Source organism: Campylobacter concisus (assembly GCF_902460665.1).
Taxonomy (GTDB): domain Bacteria; phylum Campylobacterota; class Campylobacteria; order Campylobacterales; family Campylobacteraceae; genus Campylobacter_A; species Campylobacter_A concisus_AL.
In genome coordinates, this window is sequence record NZ_CABPUR010000001.1 from 445,298 (window position 1) to 463,120 (window position 17,823).

Here is a 17,823-nt window from a genome sequence, read left to right on the forward strand (position 1 = left end):
AAAAATAGTATAAAATTACTTATTCAAAGTAAGATACTGTAAGATAATGGAAAGTTTAAGAGTTTTTATATTTTATTTTTAGCTACCTTAAATTCTTAAAATAATATATGTAAAATTAATAATATTGAATAAAGAATTTAAGACGAATCCAAAATAAAAATTAAATTAAAGCAATCCATGAAAATAGTTTAAAGACAAAGTGGTGGCTATGTTTTATGTAGTTAGGATCTATTTATATTTAATAGATAAAAGTACAACAGACAAAAAATTAAACTACTTGCTGATAAATATTTTTTTGAAATATTATTTTGAGAGAATATCTAGCTACATAAGAGTAGCTAGATAAGGAAAAATTTCTAAAAATTTTAGATTTTTAAAAGCTCAGCCTCTTTCTCTTTTACAAGAGTATCGATTTTTGCAGTGTAGGTGTCAGTTATCTTTTGAACCTCATCTTGCCCCTTTTTACTCTCGTCCTCAGTTATAGCTTTTTCTTTTTCAAGTTTTTTTACTTCATCATTTGCATCTTTTCTTATGTTTCTTATACTAACTTTGGCTTTTTCTCCCATTGATTTTGCATGTTTTGCATTTTCTTGGCGTTGCTCGACGGTCATAGGTGGAAAAAATAGCTTGACACTCTCACCATCACTATTTGGATTGACACCGATATTTGCTGCTTGGATAGCCGATGATATGGCTTTTATCATACTTTTTTCCCAAGGTGTGATAGCGATAGTTGAAGCGTCGCTTGTAAGCACAGTGGCTACTTGGTTGAGCGGGGTTGGCGAGCCGTAATAATCAACCATTACATGATCTACGATATTAATGTTTACCTTGCCCGTTCTAAGCGTTGTAAAGTCACGTTTTAATGAAGCTATTGCTTTTTCGCAGCCTTCTTTTTGTGTTTCGTAAATTTTATTTAGCATTGATGTCCTTTATTAGAAGTTTTGTACTTCGTTGATGATCTACTTTTAGTGATATTAAAACTTTGCGTTTATCGAGAGGGGGGTTAAATTTACACTCAAAAACACCATTTGTCATAGGTACTTTTTTAAAGCCATTAAAGCCAGTCATGAAAAAATTACCTTCACTAGCATTTGTATCGGTTTTGATGATTAGCTTGTCGATCGCATTATTTTGCGGATAGCCCTCTGGAAATATCCACTGGGCATTTAGAAATTTACTATTAAAAGTTAGTGCTATTTTGGTACCGTTCATTACTGGTGTTCTATAAAGATCGTAAACATCACTCTTGTCTGAAACCGCGCCTGAGTTTTGATTTAAAAGTGCTAAAAAGCCAAATTCCTTTGCAAGAGCAACCACTCTACTATCGATCTCGCCGTAAGGCACTGCGAAGTATTTTGGCTTATAGCCCATGTGTTTTTCAAAGGTTTCAACGCCCTTTTGAAAATCCTCTCTTAATGCCTCATCGCTAAGCTTCGTCATCCTTGGATGAGCATACGAGTGGTATCCAATCTCGCCATAAGCCTCAAGTTCTTTAATCTGATCAAAATCCAAATAATCGCCATATTTATTTGCACTGGCTTCCACATAAAGCATTAGTGCAAATGGATAGTTATACTCTTTAAATACACTAAGGGCCTTGTCATAGAAACTTTTATAACCATCATCTACAGTGATGACGATCCAGTTATCAGGTATTTTTTCGCCAGCATTTACAGCATCGACTAGCTTTGAGAGTTTAACGACTTCATAGCCATTATTTTTGAAATATTCAAACTGCTCTCTTAAATTTTTAATAGAAATATCAGTGCTTGTATGTCTTGGATCGTCAAAGCGATGATAGACTAAAATATGAGCGTCTGCTAAAGCAAATGTTAGCGTCAAGAATGACGCTAAAAGTGTTTTTATCATTGTTATTTTGCTGGAGTCTGTGGTGCACTAGGAGCTGATGGTACGTCGTTTGACTTTGGTATGACTAGAGATTTACTATCGACGCTATCAACGATAGAGCGTTTTAGATCTTTATTATAGAAGTATCCAAGTGCAAGTGTATTTAAGATAAATAAAATACCTACGATAAAAGTAAATTTAGCTAAAAATCCAGCTGGTCCTTTTGCTCCAAAAAGACTCTCGTTACTTCCGCTATATGCCCCAAGTCCGATAGATGAGCTTTTTTGAAGTAAAACAGCGATAGTTATGATGACAGCTAGAGCAAACTGTAAGATCAAAAATATTAAACTCACGAAATTTCCTTTAAATTTTTAAAAATAATTGTTTGCGATTATACAAGAAAAGATTTAAATTTTTAGTTAAAGTTCTTTTTCAAGCTCATAAAGCTCGTATCTTATGCCTTTAAAAAGCTCGGCTTGTTCTAAATTTATGAGCTTAAAGCACTCTTCAAGCACGCGAGCACTCTCCTGGGCACGCTTGAAATTTGCAGTGATTATCTCATCTAAATTTTCTCTAGCTTGCTCGCTTTTTGTGCTAGTTTTTAAAACGTCGTTTTGAGAATTTCTAAATTTTAAAAATTCTTTTTGCGGGATCTTTGCCTTGTGGCGGAGGGATTTTATCTTATAGGCGAGCTTGGCGTCATCAAAGACATATCTTTTCATATCTTCAACAACGCGAAGCCCTTCTTTTAGCCTATTTAGATTCGCATCTATTACTCGGTAGATGCGCTCATCTTTAGTCGTTTCTATTAAAAATTCCTAAAATTTGTAGTAATGATGTAAATAGATTTACAAAATCAAGATACAAAGCAACTGCGCCTTCAACTGGTGTTTCATAGTTTCCACGGATAATATTTTGCGTATCAAAAAGTATATATGCGCTAAATAGGATCGATGAAATACTTGCGATTATAAGTTGAAACATTGTACTTTTAACAAAGATATTGATAATAGCTGCTGCAACGATAACAATTAAGGTTATAAACAACATTTTACCCATTGTTGTAAAGTCACGTTTTGTATTCATTGCAAAGACACTTAATGCACCAAAAGCAACTGTTGTTAGTCCAAATGCTTGAGCTACGATACCAGCTCCACTTGGCATAGCCAAGATCGCTGAAAGTAGCGGAGTTAGCGTAAGGCCACTTATGAAAGTAAACGCAAATAGAAGTATTAAATTTAATCCCTCTTTACGTTTAGCTGCCATTAAGCCAAAAAGTAGTGCAAACTCGACTATAACAAGTCCCCAAAACAAAAATCTATTTGCCGCAAAAACGCCAGCTATGCTAATACCTACATAAGCGCCAGCTGTTGCTGAAAGTAGTGATGCTGCAAAAAGTTGATAAGTTTGTTTTATAAAAGTGCTTAGTGAGCTTTGAGAATACGCAAGTTCTTCTTGATTTTGTTTTGCGTAGTTCCTATCATACAGACTCATTTTATCTCCTTATGAATTTTTGAATGAGTTTAACCTAAAAAAATTAAACAATGAATAAAAAGAATTTTAACAAATTATATTAGTTAAAAATTTATATATTAAAGTATTTTTTAGATTAAATAAAAGTTGCTATAATCGCGTAAAAATATAAAAAACGGAGATGAATTTTTATGGATGACTCGCTACTTGAAGGTGCGGTAAAATTTATGGAAGATGGCTTTTTAGAGCATGAAGAGCTCTTTAAAAGTCTACAAAATAGACAAGACCCACATACCCTTTTTATATCCTGTGTTGATTCAAGAGTAGTACCGAATTTGATAACAAACTGCCTTCCAGGCGAGCTTTTTATGGTGCGAAATATCGCAAATATTGTGCCGCCTTATAGAGTGAGCGAGGAGTTTTTGGCAACGACTTCTGCTATCGAATATGCATTAGAGCTTTTAAATATCAAAAATATCATTATTTGCGGACACTCTGACTGTGGCGGATGTGCAGCGCTTTATATGGATGAAAAAAAGCTCAAAACCACGCCAAATGTTAGAAATTGGATAAAGCTAATAGAACCAATTAAGAGAGAAGTGCTTAAATTTACAAGCGACGATCCAGCAAAAATGGCGTGGCTAACTGAGAGATTAAATGTGATAAATTCGATCGAAAATATAATGACTTATCCAAATGTAAAAGAGGAGTATGAAAGAGGAAATCTTCAAATTTATGGCTGGCACTACATTATAGAAACCGGTGAAATTTTCAGCTACGATTTAAAGGAAGGTACATTCAAACTTCTAGCGGACAAAAGAGGTGAAAATGCGTAAAATTTTAACTATCATTTTGCTCTCATTTATAATGCTTTTTGGTGCTGAAAATAATAAAACACAAGAAGAAAATATACTAAGCCTAACAAATCAAATTTTAACTTTAAACAACCAAATCCAAATCATAAAAGCACAGCAAAAAGATACAAACTCAACAAAAGCTGATAATTCAAATTTAGCTGGACTTCAAAAGAAAAAAAATGACCTTTTGGAAAAAATTCCACTATATGTTATGCAGATTGAGGTAACTCAAAACGATATTGATAAATTTATTTTGCAAAAAAATAATTTAGAAAAAAAAGTAGCTAGATTAGAGAAGCAATCAAACAAAGATGCTTACGTTCAAAGTGCTATTGAGCTTGAGAAAATGAAGATAGATTATGCATACTTCTCAGCTTTAATTAATCTTGAAGAGATATTTAAAAAAGGCGCTAAAGCAAACTCTATAAAAGAGGTGATAGATAATGGACTTTTAAATCTACAAACAAATTCTTACGTCAGTATAAAAGAGCTAAAAGATTCTCTAAATGAGACTTCAAGCTCTTACGATAACGCATTTGCCGAGCTTGATCTAAAAAAAGAGACTGATGAGGAAATTTTAATCTATCTTAAAAACAATGCCGATCTTCTAAGCTCAAGCATGATCTTATCAGAGCTAAATTTAGTCGATACGGTCGAATATATAAATAAGCTAACTTCTATAAATTCGGCAAAATTTAACGTTGGTAAGATTGTAGTTATAATCGTAGTATTTTTATTTTTTGTCTCACTTACAAGAATTCTTGCCAAACTCACATACTGGCTTATGTCACTTATTGCATCAGGCGAAGGCGTAAAGGAAGCAAAGGATCAGATAGTAGATATCGTTAAAAAGCCTATCTCTGCACTTCTTATCATTTATGCACTAAATATTTGTATAGGTGTTGGCTTTTATCCAGTACCAGTGCCACTAACTCTAGCAAATATATTCTCGATCGTCTATATAGTCGCATTTTCATGGCTTGTTTTAACTATCCTAAATGGTTATGGCATAGTAATAATCGATAAAATTGCACAAAAGAGTAGACGAAAAGAGGTCGTAAATTTAGTTTTAAAAGTAGTCTATGTAATTGTATTAATAATCGCACTTTTACTAATTCTTCAAAAGCTTGGCTTTGATATATCAGCGCTCATAGCTTCACTTGGTATCGGTGGTCTTGCTGTTGCATTTGCTGCAAAAGACATCATCGCAAACTTCTTTGCTTCTGTTATGATGCTCTTTGATAACTCATTTTCGCAAGGAGATTGGATAGTTTGTGGTGATATAGAGGGTACTGTTGTTGAGGTTGGCTTTAGAAAGACGACTATTAGAAGTTTTGATAATGCTTTAATCTTTGTGCCAAACTCAAAACTAGCAAGTGATCCTGTTAGAAACTGGAGCAGAAGAAAGGTTGGTAGACGTATCAGAATGCTAATTGGCATTGAATATGGAGCGACAACTGATGAGATTAAAAAATGTGTAGATGATATAAAAACTATGTTGATAAATCATCCAGATATTGCTAAAAGTGAGGATATAACAGCAAAGAAAAAAGGGCTAAAATATAGACAAAGTATAGTTTCGGTTGATGATTATGCTGGATATAAATCAAATTTATTTGTCGTGGTTGATGATTTTGCAGATAGCTCAATAAATATCTTGGTTTATTGTTTTGCAAAGACTATCGTTTGGGGAGAATTTTTAGATGTCAAACAAGATGTAATGCTAAAGATTATGGATATTTTAAAGCAAAATGGTCTAAATTTCGCATTCCCAAGCCAAAGCTTGTATATTGAAAGTGTCAAAGATAAAATTTAAGGAGAAAACAATGAGTGATGATTTTGACTATGAAGAAGTAGAAGAAGACTACTCTGAATTTAATGACGATGAGGACGATAGTAGCGATAGTTATGACTATAATTACGATGAAAATGACTACAACTACGAAGATAGTGACGAGGATGAGGATAGTTACGACTCTTATTAAAAATACTTAATGAAATTTAATAGAATAAATTTACAGGGAGTTTTATTTGACACACGATTTTGTAGATCAAAGTAGTTATAAAGCGATCGATGATATCTATAAAACGATATTAGACGTTATGATAGCTGCGAATGCACTATCTTTGTTACTTTTTATGATCATAGCTACACCACTACTTTTTATGTGCTTATTATTTATAGCAGCTGGTATATTGCTTAGAATAAAATTCGACATAAAATATAGAGTATTAATATCTCTTGCATTTCACCTAAATATCATATTACTTGTTACTATTATTGTTACTACTATGGGTTGGAATACTGGAATTTGGATAATACTTGTTGGTGTAATTTTTATAAACTACTTCCTAGCGTTTGATTCAAAGAGTCTTACTTATATAATGGCATTTTTAGAATTAATCTTGCTTATACTTCTTTATTTTATTCATAAAGATGAGACGCCGCTGATCCCATCAGCTATACGAGGGACGATAGTCGTGTGCAGTATTGGTTTTGCTTTTTTTATTGTTTTAAGACTTTCAATGTTTGCAGGTGTTATCACTTCTAGTGGATATCAGCAAATAAGAAAAGAGACAGAAGAGCTTGAAAAAGATTCAAATCATGATTTTTTAACGCAGCTTTTAAATAGAAGAACAATAGAAAAAACTTTAAGATTTGAACTAATTGCCAACAAGGAAAGAAGCGGTAACACAAATTTAGTCATAATGCTAGGCGATATTGATAATTTTAAAAAAATAAACGATACATATGGGCATGACTGCGGTGATGAGGTCTTAAAAGATGTAGCCAGCGCTTTAAAGAAATCATTTAGAGGTAAAGACTATGTTTGCCGCTGGGGCGGAGAAGAATTTTTGATAATCTTGCCCGATACAAAGATAGAATTTATCCACGAAGTGAGTAAAAGGCTTAAAAAACAGATAAACAACGCAAAACTTCCAGATAAAACTCCAGTTACTATGACCTTTGGCATGCTAATATGTGCAAATGGTGTTGAGGTGGATTTTGAGCAAGCCATAACTTTAGTAGATAAGCTGCTTTATGAAGGAAAGCTAAATGGCAAAGACCGTATCGAATTAGAAATTTTAAAAAAGGGCTCGGATGCGTAGAATTTCACTCTATACGGCTCAAAAACTTATCATGCTTTCAATATTATTAACTCACGTTTGTTATTTTTTTATTTTTTTATTTATGAAAGAAGAAATTCTAGCAGTTATGAATGTATTTTCAGTTGCAACCTATCTTTTTCTTTTAAGGCTTATTTACGATAGCCCTGAAAATAACAAGATAACAATGGTAGTAGTCCAGCTTGAAATTTTATTTCATGCATTGGTTTGTATGCTGACACTTGGATGGGGATATGGATTTGGGTTATTGTTTTTAGCATCGTCGCTAATACTGTTTTTTACCTCATTTACCTATAAATTTTTTAACTACATAATAGTTGCAGTGCAAATAATTTTATCTATAGCCTGCTATGTATATTTAGATGGCCAGCCTGTAAAAGATTTTGACGGCTTTAAAGATCTACTTTTTGTTTTTAACTTAAGCATGGTTTGTATATTTTCGGTTGTTATTTCGTACCTTTTGGAAAGTTCAAATTTATTTATATTTTTAAGTATCTTAGAGGAAAAAGAGATGGCTGAAAATATCTTAAATCACGATCCATTAACAGGACTTTTAAATCGTACTTCGATGCAGAAAATTTTAAGTCAAAACGATCTTTATAAAAATAGGGACTTTGCTATCGTTATGTGCGATATTGATAACTTTAAAAAGATAAACGACACTTATGGACACGGCGCAGGAGATGCTGTTTTAAAAAGCTTATCAGGCATATTTAAAAGCACATTTAGAGATAAAGATAGAGTAGCTAGATTTGGCGGAGAAGAATTTTTAGCAGTCGTCTTGGGCGTAAAAAAAGACGCAGCTGTAAGTATCGTAGAGCGTGTGAGGGAGACTTTGAGTAAAAATATAGTTGAGTTTGAAAACATAAAGATTAAAGCAACTATGACTTTTGGAGTAGTTGCTCATGATGGTATGGGAGAATTTAGCTTAGAAAAGATGATAAAACAAGCTGATAATCTACTTTATGCTGGTAAGCGAAGTGGTAAAAATATCGTTATGAGTGCGGATTACGACCCAAAAGCATAAATTTAGAGGCATGAGCCTCTAAATTTTAATGTCCATACATTATGTTTGGTAACCAAAGAGAAATTTGTGGTATATAAGTAACCAAGATAAGGCCAAAGAACAAAGTAAGTGTCCACGGCAAGCATGCCATGATGACCTCTTTTAGATTCATATTTGTAAGACCGCTTGCGACAAATAAATTTAGTCCAACAGGCGGAGTCACCATACCTATCTCCATATTTACAACTAAGATAATGCCAAAGTGTATCGGATCTATGCCAAGTTGCGTTGAAATCGGAAGCAATAGTGGAACCATGATCATGATGACGCTTGAAGGCTCCATAAACTGACCCATGATAAAGAGCAAGATATTTACAAATATCAAAAATCCTATCATGCCGATATTTGCGTCAAGTATCATAGAAGCGATCGCTTGAGGGATCTGCTCGCTAGTTAGCAAATATGCAAAAACAACGGCATTTGCGATGATGAAAAATATCATAGCTGTTGTAAGGGCTGAGTCTAAGCAGATATCCCAAAGATCTTTTATCTTTATATCTCTATAGATAAAAAGTGAGATAAATAGCGCATAGACCGCACTTGCCGCAGCAGCTTCAGTTGGAGTAAAAATTCCTCCATAAATTCCGCCGATGACCACGACAACGATTAAAAGCGCCCAAAATGCTTTTGCAAATTTCTGCACTCTCACTTTAAACGGCTCAGCCTTAGTCGCTTTAAAGCCAAGCTTTTTTGCGCCAACATAAGTTTGAACAAGCATAAAAGCTCCAAGCATAAGACCTGGCACGACGCCTGCCATAAAGAGCTTGCCAATACTTACCTCAGCAGTTACGCCATAAACTATCATAACAACTGAAGGCGGGATCAAAATTCCAAGTGAGCCAGCCGTAGTTATGCCGCCCACCGCGTACTCTTTTGGATAGCCGGCCTCTTTTATCGCTGCAAACATAATTGAGCCAATAGCTACAACCGTCGCAGGCGAGCTTCCAGAGACCGCTGCAAAGATGATGCAGGCAAATATCGCACTCATAGGCAAACCACCTGGCAAGTGTCCGACCATAGACTTTGCAAAGTCGATAATACGCCTTGCTGAACCACCTTTACTTAGTAAATTTCCAGCCAAGATAAACATCGGTATCGCCATTAGCGAAAATTTATTGATACCATCAAATATAAGCTGTGGGATCGTAGCGATGTCTATATCTGTGAAAAATATCATCGTCAAAACCGTACTTGTGCCTAGCGAAACCGCCACTGGCACGCCTATTAGCATTAGCGCAAAAAGTAGGATAAATAAAAATGCTATTGTCATCTTTTTTCTCCTTAATCTTTGACTACGCTACCATGAGCTAGCTCATGTGCTTCGTTGCTTACGACATTTTCTGCAGGCGTTAGAGCTACTTTTATGGCTTTTTCAGTCGAGCGGTAGCTAGCTGTAACGAAGGCTATTGGAAGCACTACCATAGGTACCCATTGTGGTATGCCAAGGTCTATTATCATCTGCTCGATCTCGTGAAGAATTTGTAGATAATCAATCGAATAGACTGCGATAAATAACAAAAACACAGTAGTTAGTACATGAGAGAAGATTAAACACGCTTTTGCAAGGGCTGGTGGAAATTTTTCCACCAAAATAGTCACACTGACGTGAATGCCCTTATTAAAGCCATATGCCGCGGCAAAAAACGCCGACCAGATAAAAAGATAGTTTGATAGCTCGCTTGCCCAAGACCAGCTTTTATCGAAAAAATATCTAGCCATAACATTTGCAAAGGCTAGCAATGTTCCACTAGCTAGCCCAACTACTGCGATAGTTTTATTTAGTGAGGCTATCGCTATATCAAGGACATTAAAAAAACTCTTCATTATTTTGTCCCAAGAGTCTTTTCTATGAGGTCTTTACCGATAACATCATAAAATTTAGGATAGATTGACTGCATAACCTTTTGCCACTCGGCTTTTTGTGCGTCATCGATTTTATAAATTTCTAGTTTTTTACTAGCGGCGATGTATTTTTCAAGCTCAGCTATGACGTGAGCGTCCTCTTTTGCCGTCTCTTCTCTCTCAAAAGCTGTTGCTTCGCTTAGAGCTTGTTTTACAGTTGCTTTTAGATCATCTGGTAGCTTGCTCCAAAATTTATCGCTCATAACGACTAAATAGCCCAAATATCCGTGACTTGAAAGTGTAAGCGAGCTTTGAACTTCGTGAAATTTTGAGTTATAGAAATTTGAAAGTGGGTTTTCTGTCGCATCAACTACGCCTTGTTGAAGTGCAGAGTAAACCTCTGAAAATGGCAGAACTTGTGGGTTGCCACCAACTACTTTAATTTGTTCTTCAAGTACCTTTGAGCTTTGGATTCTAAATTTTTGTCCTTTTGCATCTTCTGGCACAAGAACTGGCTTTTTGCTTGAGCTAAAGTGTTTAAATCCAGCATCCCAATAATCAAGCGCCACAAAGCCTTTTTTTGTAACAAGGGTTTTTAGCTCCTCGCCGACCTCGCCGTCTTGGACCTTATGAAGGTGCTCTGCGTCTTTAAAAATGAAAGGTAGGTCAAATAGCTGAAACTGCGGTACTATCGGTGTAAATTTTGAAAAACTTGGAGCTGCCATTTGAACATTGCCAAGCTTTAATGCACCAAAAACTCTATCATCATCAAGTAGTTGTGCTGATGGGAAAACTTGAACTTTTAGCTTGCCACCACTTAGCTCCTCAGCACGTTTAGCAAAAAAGTCAGCTGCCTTGCCCTTTGGCGTAGAAGCTGCAACAACGTGAGCAAATTTGATCGTATAGACCTTGTCTGCACCAAATGCTAAGCCACTGATGGCACAAGTAAAAAGTAAAGCTTGCAAGAATTTCATCTTTTATCCTTTGTAATGGTTTTGTTAAACACATTATAAATTTCAAAAATAAAAATTTAGAAATTTTGTTTCGTAAATTCACAGCTATTTATTTTTATATGTGTATTTTAGTAACAATTATGCTCTTAAAAGCTAATTTAGATTTTTGAAAAATTTTATAGTTTTTCAATAACTAAACTTTTAAAGTATATTTGTTACTTTTTTACACATAAAATTTATTTTATTTTTACTTTTAATAAATTTTTTGAATCTATTTAACCAAATGCACGGGATATTTTGCTCTAAGTTTGCTTTTTCATAAGCTTAAAAGCCAGCCAAAAAATGTAAGTTTAGGTTTGCTTAAATTTAGCCTATATTTTGTGGCTAAATTTAAAAGATTTTTGTTTATTAATTTTTTATGGCTATAATACGAAACAACAAATTTTATTATTAAGGAATTATTATGTTTGAACTTAGAAAACTTCCATTTGATGCAAATAGCAATGCAGTAGTTAGCGCAAAAACCTGTGAATACCACTACGGCAAGCATCATGCAACTTACGTAGCAAATTTAAACAATCTTATAAAAGATACAAAATTTGCTAACGCATCTTTTTATGAAATTCTAACAAATAGCGAAGGTGGGCTTTATAACAACGTTGCTCAAGTTTACAACCACGACTTTTACTGGGACTGCATCGCTAAAAAAAGCGAGATGTCAAGCGAGCTAAAAGCTGCGATCGAGGCAAATTTCGCTAATTTTAAAGAGGAATTTTTAAAAGCAGCTACAACGCTTTTTGGCTCAGGCTGGGCGTGGCTTGTATTTGATCCAAGCAGTAAAAAGCTAGAGATCGTACAAACTAGCAATGCAAAAACTCCAGTGAGTGACGGCAAAGTGCCACTTTTAGTCGTTGATGTTTGGGAGCACGCTTACTACATCGACAACTTCAACGCTCGCCCAAAATACCTAGAGACATTTTATGAGAATATAAACTGGGAATTTGTAAGCAAAGCTTACGAGTGGGCGCAAAAAGAGGGCCTTGGCTCAGTTGAGTTTTACACAAAAGAGCTTCATAAATAATATCTGGCGGGGCTTACCCGCCTTTAAATTTCTACTTTTATCTAAATTTTTAAAGTCATAAAATTTATCAGTAAGAACTACCTTGTTTTAAAAGAAAGTGTAACTTCAAAAATGGCTCAAAATTTTGTTTTAGCAAACAATTTCTCTTAAATTTAAAGCCAGTGTGAGTTATCTCAACTTCAAATTTCTACTTTGTTAAAAATTTTAAATACACTGCTAAATTTATGAGCTATGAACATGATCTTTACCAATTCAAAAAGGTACAAATTACTCGTTTTATCTATCTGCCCTATTATGGCTAAGCGGTTTTATGCTTAAATTTAAAGCAACTAAACAAAAACTAGCGTAGGCCATCTTGTCTTTAAATTTATTAGCAAAACTTGATTTGATATTTAAAAATGTTGGGGCAATATTTACTGCTTCAAAAGTGCCCAGAGCTGTATCAATATTAGGCAGGAGTAGCTTAAAATTCAAAAGCCACTCAGCCAAATTTACTCAATTTATCTTTTTGAAGTGTATAAATTTATACCATTTTGTAAGCGTTTTAGCCCCTCAAGCACTCTGGCTCTTTGGGTTGCTATGTTCATACGGAGAAAAAATCTATCTCCCCTGTAAGCATTGCCGTCATTTAGCCATAGTCCAGCTTTGTCACGCAAGAAATTCATAAAGTCGCTCGAATCCTCGCAAAACGCGCTGCAATCAAGCCATAAAAGATAAGTCGCATTTGAAGGCAGAAGCTTTACTGGCAAATTTTGCTCTTTTATGAAATTTATAACGACTTTTTTGTTTTCAAAGAGATAATTTCTAAGCTCATCAAGCCATGTTTGACTATCATTAAATGCCGCTATTGTCGCAGTTATCGCAAATGCGTTTGCCTCACCTATCTCATCATAATTTACAGCTGCATTTATTCTGGCACGTATTTGCTCATTTGGCGTGACGATGGCTGAGCTTTGAAGTCCAGCTATATTAAAGGCTTTTGTAGGTGAGATGCACGTGACTGAGTTATTTTTGCACTCTTCGCTAACACTGATAAATGGTACGTAGCTTAATCCAGGATCTGTTATGTCGCAGTGGATCTCATCGCTGATAACCAAAACATCGTGCTTATAGCAAAGCTCGCCTATTTTTTTAAGCGTCTCTTTGTCCCAAATTTTTCCTATTGGATTGTGAGGATTGCAAAGAAGCATCATAGTTGTTAGTGGCTGAGCTAGCTTTGCCTCAAGGTCTTCAAAATCAATCTCATAAGAGCCATCTTTATAGACAAGGTCGTTTGATAAAATTTCACGGCCGTTGTTTTTTATGCAGTTAAAAAATACATGATAGACAGGAGCCTGAACTAAAATTTGATCTCCTGGATTACTAAATCTTCTAATCGCAGTTGAAATCGCTGGTATAACGCCAGTGCAAAAGCACATCCAATCGTTTTCAAAGCTAACATCATGACGCCTCTTCCACCAGCCTTTAATCGCTTCGTTCCACTCTTTTGGGATAAATGAGTAGCCAAAGACGCCATTATCAAGACGCTTTTGTAGGGCATTTAAAATTTCAGGTGCAGCCTTAAAATCCATATCAGCAACCCACATTGGCAAAACATCGTTTTTCATTCGCCACTTCGATGAGTTGGTGCCATCTCTGCTAATAAGCGTATCAAAATCGTACTTCATAGCTTTTCCTTAAAATAAAATTTTAAATCAATTATAACCCAAAAGATACTAATATAATTTGAAATTTTCTCTCAATTTAATATTTCAAAAGGAAAAATGATGAAATTAGCTCAGGCTCTCATTTTAAGGGCCGATACACAAAAACGTTTAGAGCAGTTAAAAGGCAGGTTACTCGATAATGCAAAAATGCAAGAAAATGAAAGGCCTAGCGAAGATCCAAAGCTTCTTTTAAAAGAGCTTGATAGGCTAAGCGATGAGCTATTTAGACTGATCTTGGCTATAAATTTAACAAACTCGAGTGCAAAATTTGAAGGCGCGAGTCTAACTGAAATGATCGCTAAAAAAGATACGCTAAGCCAAAAAGCAAGCGTGCTTAGGGAATTTGCCAAAAGCGCAAGCCAAAAGGTCGATCTTTACTCAAATAGTGAGATAAAAATTTTAAGTAGTGTTGATGTAGCCATGCTTCAAAAGCAAATAGACGAGCTTTCTAAAGAGATCAGAGAGCTAGATATGAAGCTACAAGAGGCAAACTGGCAAGTTGATCTTGTAGAGTAAAATTTATGGTGAAAATGTAGCTAAAGGCGAGTAAAAAGAAAAATTTATTAGGCTTGCGGGGAGAGAGCAAAAGCTTAAATTTATCCCAGCAATTTAAAAAATGCATTCTTAAAAATAAATGTTACTACCACTTACTGATTTAGCTACGTTTTGGGTGGGTTTGGGGAAGATTAATCTTTATTATGTAAGATTTCACAAATTTTTAAAAGGAAATTTATGAAACTTGACACATTGATCGTAAAGGGCATTGAAGCTAAAAATAATCCAAATAAAGCTGTCATTCCGCCTATTTTTTTAGCAAGTACATTTGTGCAAGATGATCTTGAAAATTTTCAAGAATTTGCATATTCGCGTGGTGGCAACCCAACCAAAAAAGCATTTGATGAAATTTTTGCAAAAGTTGAAGGCAGCAAATACGCTTTTAGTTTTGGCTCAGGCATGGCCGCAACAGCAGCTGCACTTAGCCTTATAAAAACGGGACAAAAGGTCCTACTAAATAGCAACGTTTATGGCGGCACTTATAGATATGTCACGACTGTTTTTGAAAGCCACGGCATAAAGAGCGAATTTATAGATGATCTAAATTTTTTAAGCGAAGATGATATAAGTGACGATGTGGCAGCGATATTCATCGAAACTCCGTCAAATCCTCTCTTAAGAGTGACAGATATCGCTAGAATTTCAAAGATCGCTCACAAAAAGGGCGCTCTAGTCATCGTGGATAACACATTTTTGACGCCTTACTATCAAAAAGTGCTTGAGCACGGAGCTGACATCGTGGTATATAGCGCTACAAAGTATATCGGCGGACACGCTGACGTGATCGCTGGTATCGTTACGCTAAACGATGATGCTTTGGCCGAAAAGATAAAATTTGCTAAAAACACACTTGGTGGCATCATAAGCCCGATGGACGCATACTACCTAATACGTGGGCTTAAAACGCTTAGCGTTAGGTTTGATAGACAAACACAAAATACCCATAAAATAATCAAATTTTTGCAGAATAATGACGCTGTTAGCGTGGTGCATTTTGCCGGCTCATATAGCGAGCAAGAGGCAAAGATGCAAGCGGCTCAAGCAAGTGACATCGGTGCTCTCATCTCATTTGAACTAGATGAAAAATATGATGTAAATAAATTTGTAAAATCGCTAGAAATTTTTGATCTAGCAGTGAGCCTTGGAGGTGTGGAAAGCCTCATTTGTAGGCCTGCGACGATGACACATGAGGCATATCCAAAAGAGGTGCTAGATAAGATTGGTATAAAGCAAAACTTGCTTCGCCTAGCCATCGGTATCGAAAACGCTGATGATCTAATAGCAGATCTTGATCAAGCATTTAAAAAAGCAAAAAAATAATAAAGGAGATAGATATGGCAACTACAAAATTTAAAGGTAGTGATGTAAATTTAAGTGGAAATGAGGTCTTTGTAGGCTCTTATGCGCCTGAAGCAAAAGTCGTAGCACAAGATCTTAGCGAGTTTAACGTAGGCGGAAATAATGGCGTAGAAGTACTTGTTTGCTTGCCGTCACTTGATACTGGTGTTTGCGCAGCAGAGGCTCGTAAATTTAACGAAAAAGTAGCTGGCAAACACGGCGTAAAACTAAGCATCATCTCAAATGATTTGCCATTTGCGATGGGGAGATTTTGCACGACTGAAGGTATAAAAAATTTACGTGTAGGAAGTGACTTTAGATACGGAGAATTTGCTAAAAACTATGGCGTTTTAATGAGCGATGGCCCACTAAAAGGACTACTTGCAAGAGCGGTATTTGTCATCAATGATGGCGTAATAATTCACAAACAAATCGTCCCTGAAGTGACAGAAGAGCCAAACTACGATGCTGTATTTGACGCTATTAAAAGTAGCGGTAGTTGCGGTTGTGGCTGCCATTAAAAAGGACGTTATCTAAGCATCTATTTGATGCTTAGATAATTAATCTTAGTCAAATAGAGATTTTTCAAAAGATTTTACTACAAAGCTTTTTCTATGAAGGCTCGAATAGCCAAACTTGGCAATGACATCTAGGTGCGCCTTTGTGCCGTATCCTTTGTGCCCAGCAAAGCCATACTTTGAGTAAATTTTATCCCAGCCTTTCATTAAACTATCACGACTAACCTTTGCTAATATGCTAGCAGCGCTTACCCCAGCGACTTTGCTATCAGCCTTTATCATCGTTGTGATACCAACGCCATAGTCTAAATTTCCATCGTAAATGATCTCAAAACCCTCAAAGTGCGCCTTAAAAATTTTGAGCGCTCGTCTTAAGCACTCACTTAGCCCAAGTTCGTCTATTTGGACGTTTGAGAAGTAGATAATGAGAAAATTTGAGCTTTTTATAATCTCTTTAAAAAGTTCCTCACGCTTTTTTGCGGTTAGTTTTTTGGAGTCGTTTAGGCCTGAAATTTCTTTATTTAGCACGCAGGCCGCTACGCTTAAAGGCCCAGCTAAAGCCCCACGTCCAGCCTCATCTATGCCACAAATTTTTGCCATTAAAGTCCGATATCCTCACTAAAATATGGTCTTAGCTCATCAAGTGGCACGCTAATTTGCTCCTCATTTAAAAAGGTAAGACCAAGTGGCGAAAGTACAAAATTTTCGCTAACTCCTGCTGTTGCGAGGATTGCTTTTAGATGAGGATCGTTCATATCTTTAAAAATCTGCTTTAACTTTAGCTTCTTGTTGGTTTTAAGCAAGACGACATCGCAGCTAGTTTTGTTATTTTTATAGGTGCAGATGCTTTTTATTTTGTCATTTATATAGTAGATGTTATCTAGGCTTTCAAATTGGTTATTTGGCCATTTTTTACGTTCACTTTTTAGGTCATAAAGTGTCGAGAGTAATTTATTTTTATTTTTTTTAGCCGATTCTTTGGCAAATATATCGTTAATTATAGCTTCGTATCTTGTGCCATTTGCTTCGGTCATTTGGATGCCAATATTTAGCATTTCATACTCTTTTTCTTTTTTAATAGTCGCATTATAGGCTTTGTTTTTAACGATTATTTTGCCCTTTAGCTCGCCATTTTCATTTTTAACGTCTAAATTTATCTTATCAGATACAGCATTTAGCGATGAAATTTCACTGATATTTTGCTCAAGATTACCTTTTTCGTAGTCATATTTTGTACCATCAAAAAAGATATGTCCGCTTATCTTGGCCGGCACTTTAAAGCTCTTACTTTGCTTAAAATTTTCAAATTCATCTTTAAAATAGTTCATATAAACTTCAAATTTTATACCATTTGCCTCGCCAATAAATTTATAAAATTTTGCCCAGTTTTCGTGATTTATCTCATAGCCAAATAGGCTTACTATAAGTATAAAAATCCCAATAAATGCTCTCAT

At 35.3% G+C, this 17,823-nt stretch carries 20 protein-coding genes; 9 read left to right on the forward strand and 11 right to left on the reverse strand.

Annotation, left to right across the window (positions count from 1 at the left end; all coding sequences use genetic code 11):
- Positions 1–365: 365 nt before the first annotated feature.
- From frr to F3G66_RS02285, 5 genes are all read right to left on the reverse strand, one after another.
- Positions 366–923 carry a ribosome recycling factor gene (gene frr / locus F3G66_RS02265; protein ID WP_085658440.1) on the reverse strand — a complete coding sequence of 186 codons (558 nt, stop codon included), beginning with the start codon at positions 921–923 and terminating at the stop codon, positions 366–368.
- Positions 913–1,872: a polysaccharide deacetylase family protein gene (locus tag F3G66_RS02270; RefSeq protein WP_149707009.1), complete on the reverse strand. Its 960-nt coding sequence runs from the start codon at positions 1,870–1,872 to the stop codon at positions 913–915. The genes frr and F3G66_RS02270 overlap by 11 nt, the downstream gene beginning before the upstream one ends.
- Before the next feature lie 2 nt (positions 1,873–1,874).
- Positions 1,875–2,204 carry a preprotein translocase subunit SecG gene (gene secG, locus F3G66_RS02275; protein ID WP_021091090.1) on the reverse strand — a complete coding sequence of 110 codons (330 nt, stop codon included), beginning with the start codon at positions 2,202–2,204 and terminating at the stop codon, positions 1,875–1,877.
- Between the two features lie 66 nt (positions 2,205–2,270).
- On the reverse strand, positions 2,271–2,660 hold the full coding sequence (locus tag F3G66_RS02280) for a thiamine-phosphate pyrophosphorylase (protein ID WP_087577411.1): 390 nt from the start codon (positions 2,658–2,660) through the stop codon (positions 2,271–2,273).
- Positions 2,647–3,345 (reverse strand): Bax inhibitor-1/YccA family protein, encoded by a 699-nt coding sequence (locus tag F3G66_RS02285; RefSeq protein ID WP_149707010.1) that lies wholly within the window; start codon positions 3,343–3,345, stop codon positions 2,647–2,649. Before F3G66_RS02285 ends, F3G66_RS02280 begins: the two co-directional genes overlap by 14 nt.
- Before the next feature lie 170 nt (positions 3,346–3,515).
- Between F3G66_RS02285 and F3G66_RS02290 the strand changes: the two genes are divergently transcribed.
- The 5 genes from F3G66_RS02290 to F3G66_RS02305 are packed head-to-tail and all read left to right on the forward strand — an operon-like array spanning position 3,516 to position 8,337.
- Positions 3,516–4,160 (forward strand): carbonic anhydrase, encoded by a 645-nt coding sequence (locus F3G66_RS02290; RefSeq protein WP_072595207.1) that lies wholly within the window; start codon positions 3,516–3,518, stop codon positions 4,158–4,160.
- A complete protein-coding gene (locus F3G66_RS02295) occupies positions 4,153–5,997 on the forward strand; it encodes a mechanosensitive ion channel family protein (RefSeq protein ID WP_107789056.1) in 1,845 nt (614 codons plus the stop codon). The genes F3G66_RS02290 and F3G66_RS02295 overlap by 8 nt, the downstream gene beginning before the upstream one ends.
- Positions 5,998–6,007: 10 nt before the next feature.
- Positions 6,008–6,166 carry a hypothetical protein gene (locus F3G66_RS09395; RefSeq protein WP_021091126.1) on the forward strand — a complete coding sequence of 53 codons (159 nt, stop codon included), beginning with the start codon at positions 6,008–6,010 and terminating at the stop codon, positions 6,164–6,166.
- A gap of 46 nt (positions 6,167–6,212) precedes the next feature.
- Positions 6,213–7,292 (forward strand): GGDEF domain-containing protein, encoded by a 1,080-nt coding sequence (locus tag F3G66_RS02300; RefSeq protein ID WP_223154189.1) that lies wholly within the window; start codon positions 6,213–6,215, stop codon positions 7,290–7,292.
- Entirely contained in the window at positions 7,285–8,337 is a 1,053-nt protein-coding gene (locus F3G66_RS02305; RefSeq protein WP_149707011.1) for a GGDEF domain-containing protein, read from the forward strand. Before F3G66_RS02300 ends, F3G66_RS02305 begins: the two co-directional genes overlap by 8 nt.
- A gap of 25 nt (positions 8,338–8,362) precedes the next feature.
- On the opposite strand, the gene F3G66_RS02310 is transcribed toward F3G66_RS02305, so the two are convergent.
- From F3G66_RS02310 to F3G66_RS02320, 3 genes are read right to left on the reverse strand one after another with little or no spacing between them, the layout of a single operon-like run.
- Positions 8,363–9,646, reverse strand: a complete 1,284-nt coding sequence (locus F3G66_RS02310) for a TRAP transporter large permease (RefSeq protein WP_021091123.1) — start codon at positions 9,644–9,646, stop codon at positions 8,363–8,365.
- A gap of 11 nt (positions 9,647–9,657) precedes the next feature.
- On the reverse strand, positions 9,658–10,200 hold the full coding sequence (locus F3G66_RS02315) for a TRAP transporter small permease (protein ID WP_084041037.1): 543 nt from the start codon (positions 10,198–10,200) through the stop codon (positions 9,658–9,660).
- Positions 10,200–11,192 (reverse strand): DctP family TRAP transporter solute-binding subunit, encoded by a 993-nt coding sequence (locus F3G66_RS02320; RefSeq protein WP_149707012.1) that lies wholly within the window; start codon positions 11,190–11,192, stop codon positions 10,200–10,202. Before F3G66_RS02320 ends, F3G66_RS02315 begins: the two co-directional genes overlap by 1 nt.
- Before the next feature lie 442 nt (positions 11,193–11,634).
- Here F3G66_RS02320 and sodB point away from each other — a divergent pair, with 442 nt between their 5' ends.
- Positions 11,635–12,252 carry a superoxide dismutase [Fe] gene (sodB, locus tag F3G66_RS02325; RefSeq protein WP_149707013.1) on the forward strand — a complete coding sequence of 206 codons (618 nt, stop codon included), beginning with the start codon at positions 11,635–11,637 and terminating at the stop codon, positions 12,250–12,252.
- Positions 12,253–12,752: 500 nt separating this feature from the next.
- Here sodB and F3G66_RS02330 read toward each other — a convergent pair whose 3' ends face one another.
- Positions 12,753–13,919, reverse strand: a complete 1,167-nt coding sequence (locus tag F3G66_RS02330) for a MalY/PatB family protein (protein WP_149707014.1) — start codon at positions 13,917–13,919, stop codon at positions 12,753–12,755.
- Between the two features lie 99 nt (positions 13,920–14,018).
- Here F3G66_RS02330 and F3G66_RS02335 point away from each other — a divergent pair, with 99 nt between their 5' ends.
- The 3 genes from F3G66_RS02335 (at position 14,019) to tpx (ending at position 16,372) form a co-directional block, all read left to right on the forward strand.
- On the forward strand, positions 14,019–14,474 hold the full coding sequence (locus F3G66_RS02335; RefSeq protein ID WP_149707015.1) for a DIP1984 family protein: 456 nt from the start codon (positions 14,019–14,021) through the stop codon (positions 14,472–14,474).
- Positions 14,475–14,690: 216 nt separating this feature from the next.
- A complete protein-coding gene (locus tag F3G66_RS02340) occupies positions 14,691–15,833 on the forward strand; it encodes a trans-sulfuration enzyme family protein (RefSeq protein WP_149707016.1) in 1,143 nt (380 codons plus the stop codon).
- Positions 15,834–15,847: 14 nt separating this feature from the next.
- The gene (gene tpx, locus F3G66_RS02345) at positions 15,848–16,372 is read left to right on the forward strand and encodes a thiol peroxidase (protein ID WP_149707017.1); all 525 of its coding nucleotides are present in this window, start codon (positions 15,848–15,850) and stop codon (positions 16,370–16,372) included.
- 45 nt (positions 16,373–16,417) lie between these two features.
- Here tpx and F3G66_RS02350 read toward each other — a convergent pair whose 3' ends face one another.
- Complete coding sequence (locus F3G66_RS02350; RefSeq protein ID WP_149707018.1) at positions 16,418–16,969, reverse strand: ribonuclease HII; 552 nt, start codon at positions 16,967–16,969, stop codon at positions 16,418–16,420.
- On the reverse strand, positions 16,969–17,823 hold the full coding sequence (locus tag F3G66_RS02355; protein WP_149707019.1) for an S-adenosylmethionine tRNA ribosyltransferase: 855 nt from the start codon (positions 17,821–17,823) through the stop codon (positions 16,969–16,971). The genes F3G66_RS02350 and F3G66_RS02355 overlap by 1 nt, the downstream gene beginning before the upstream one ends.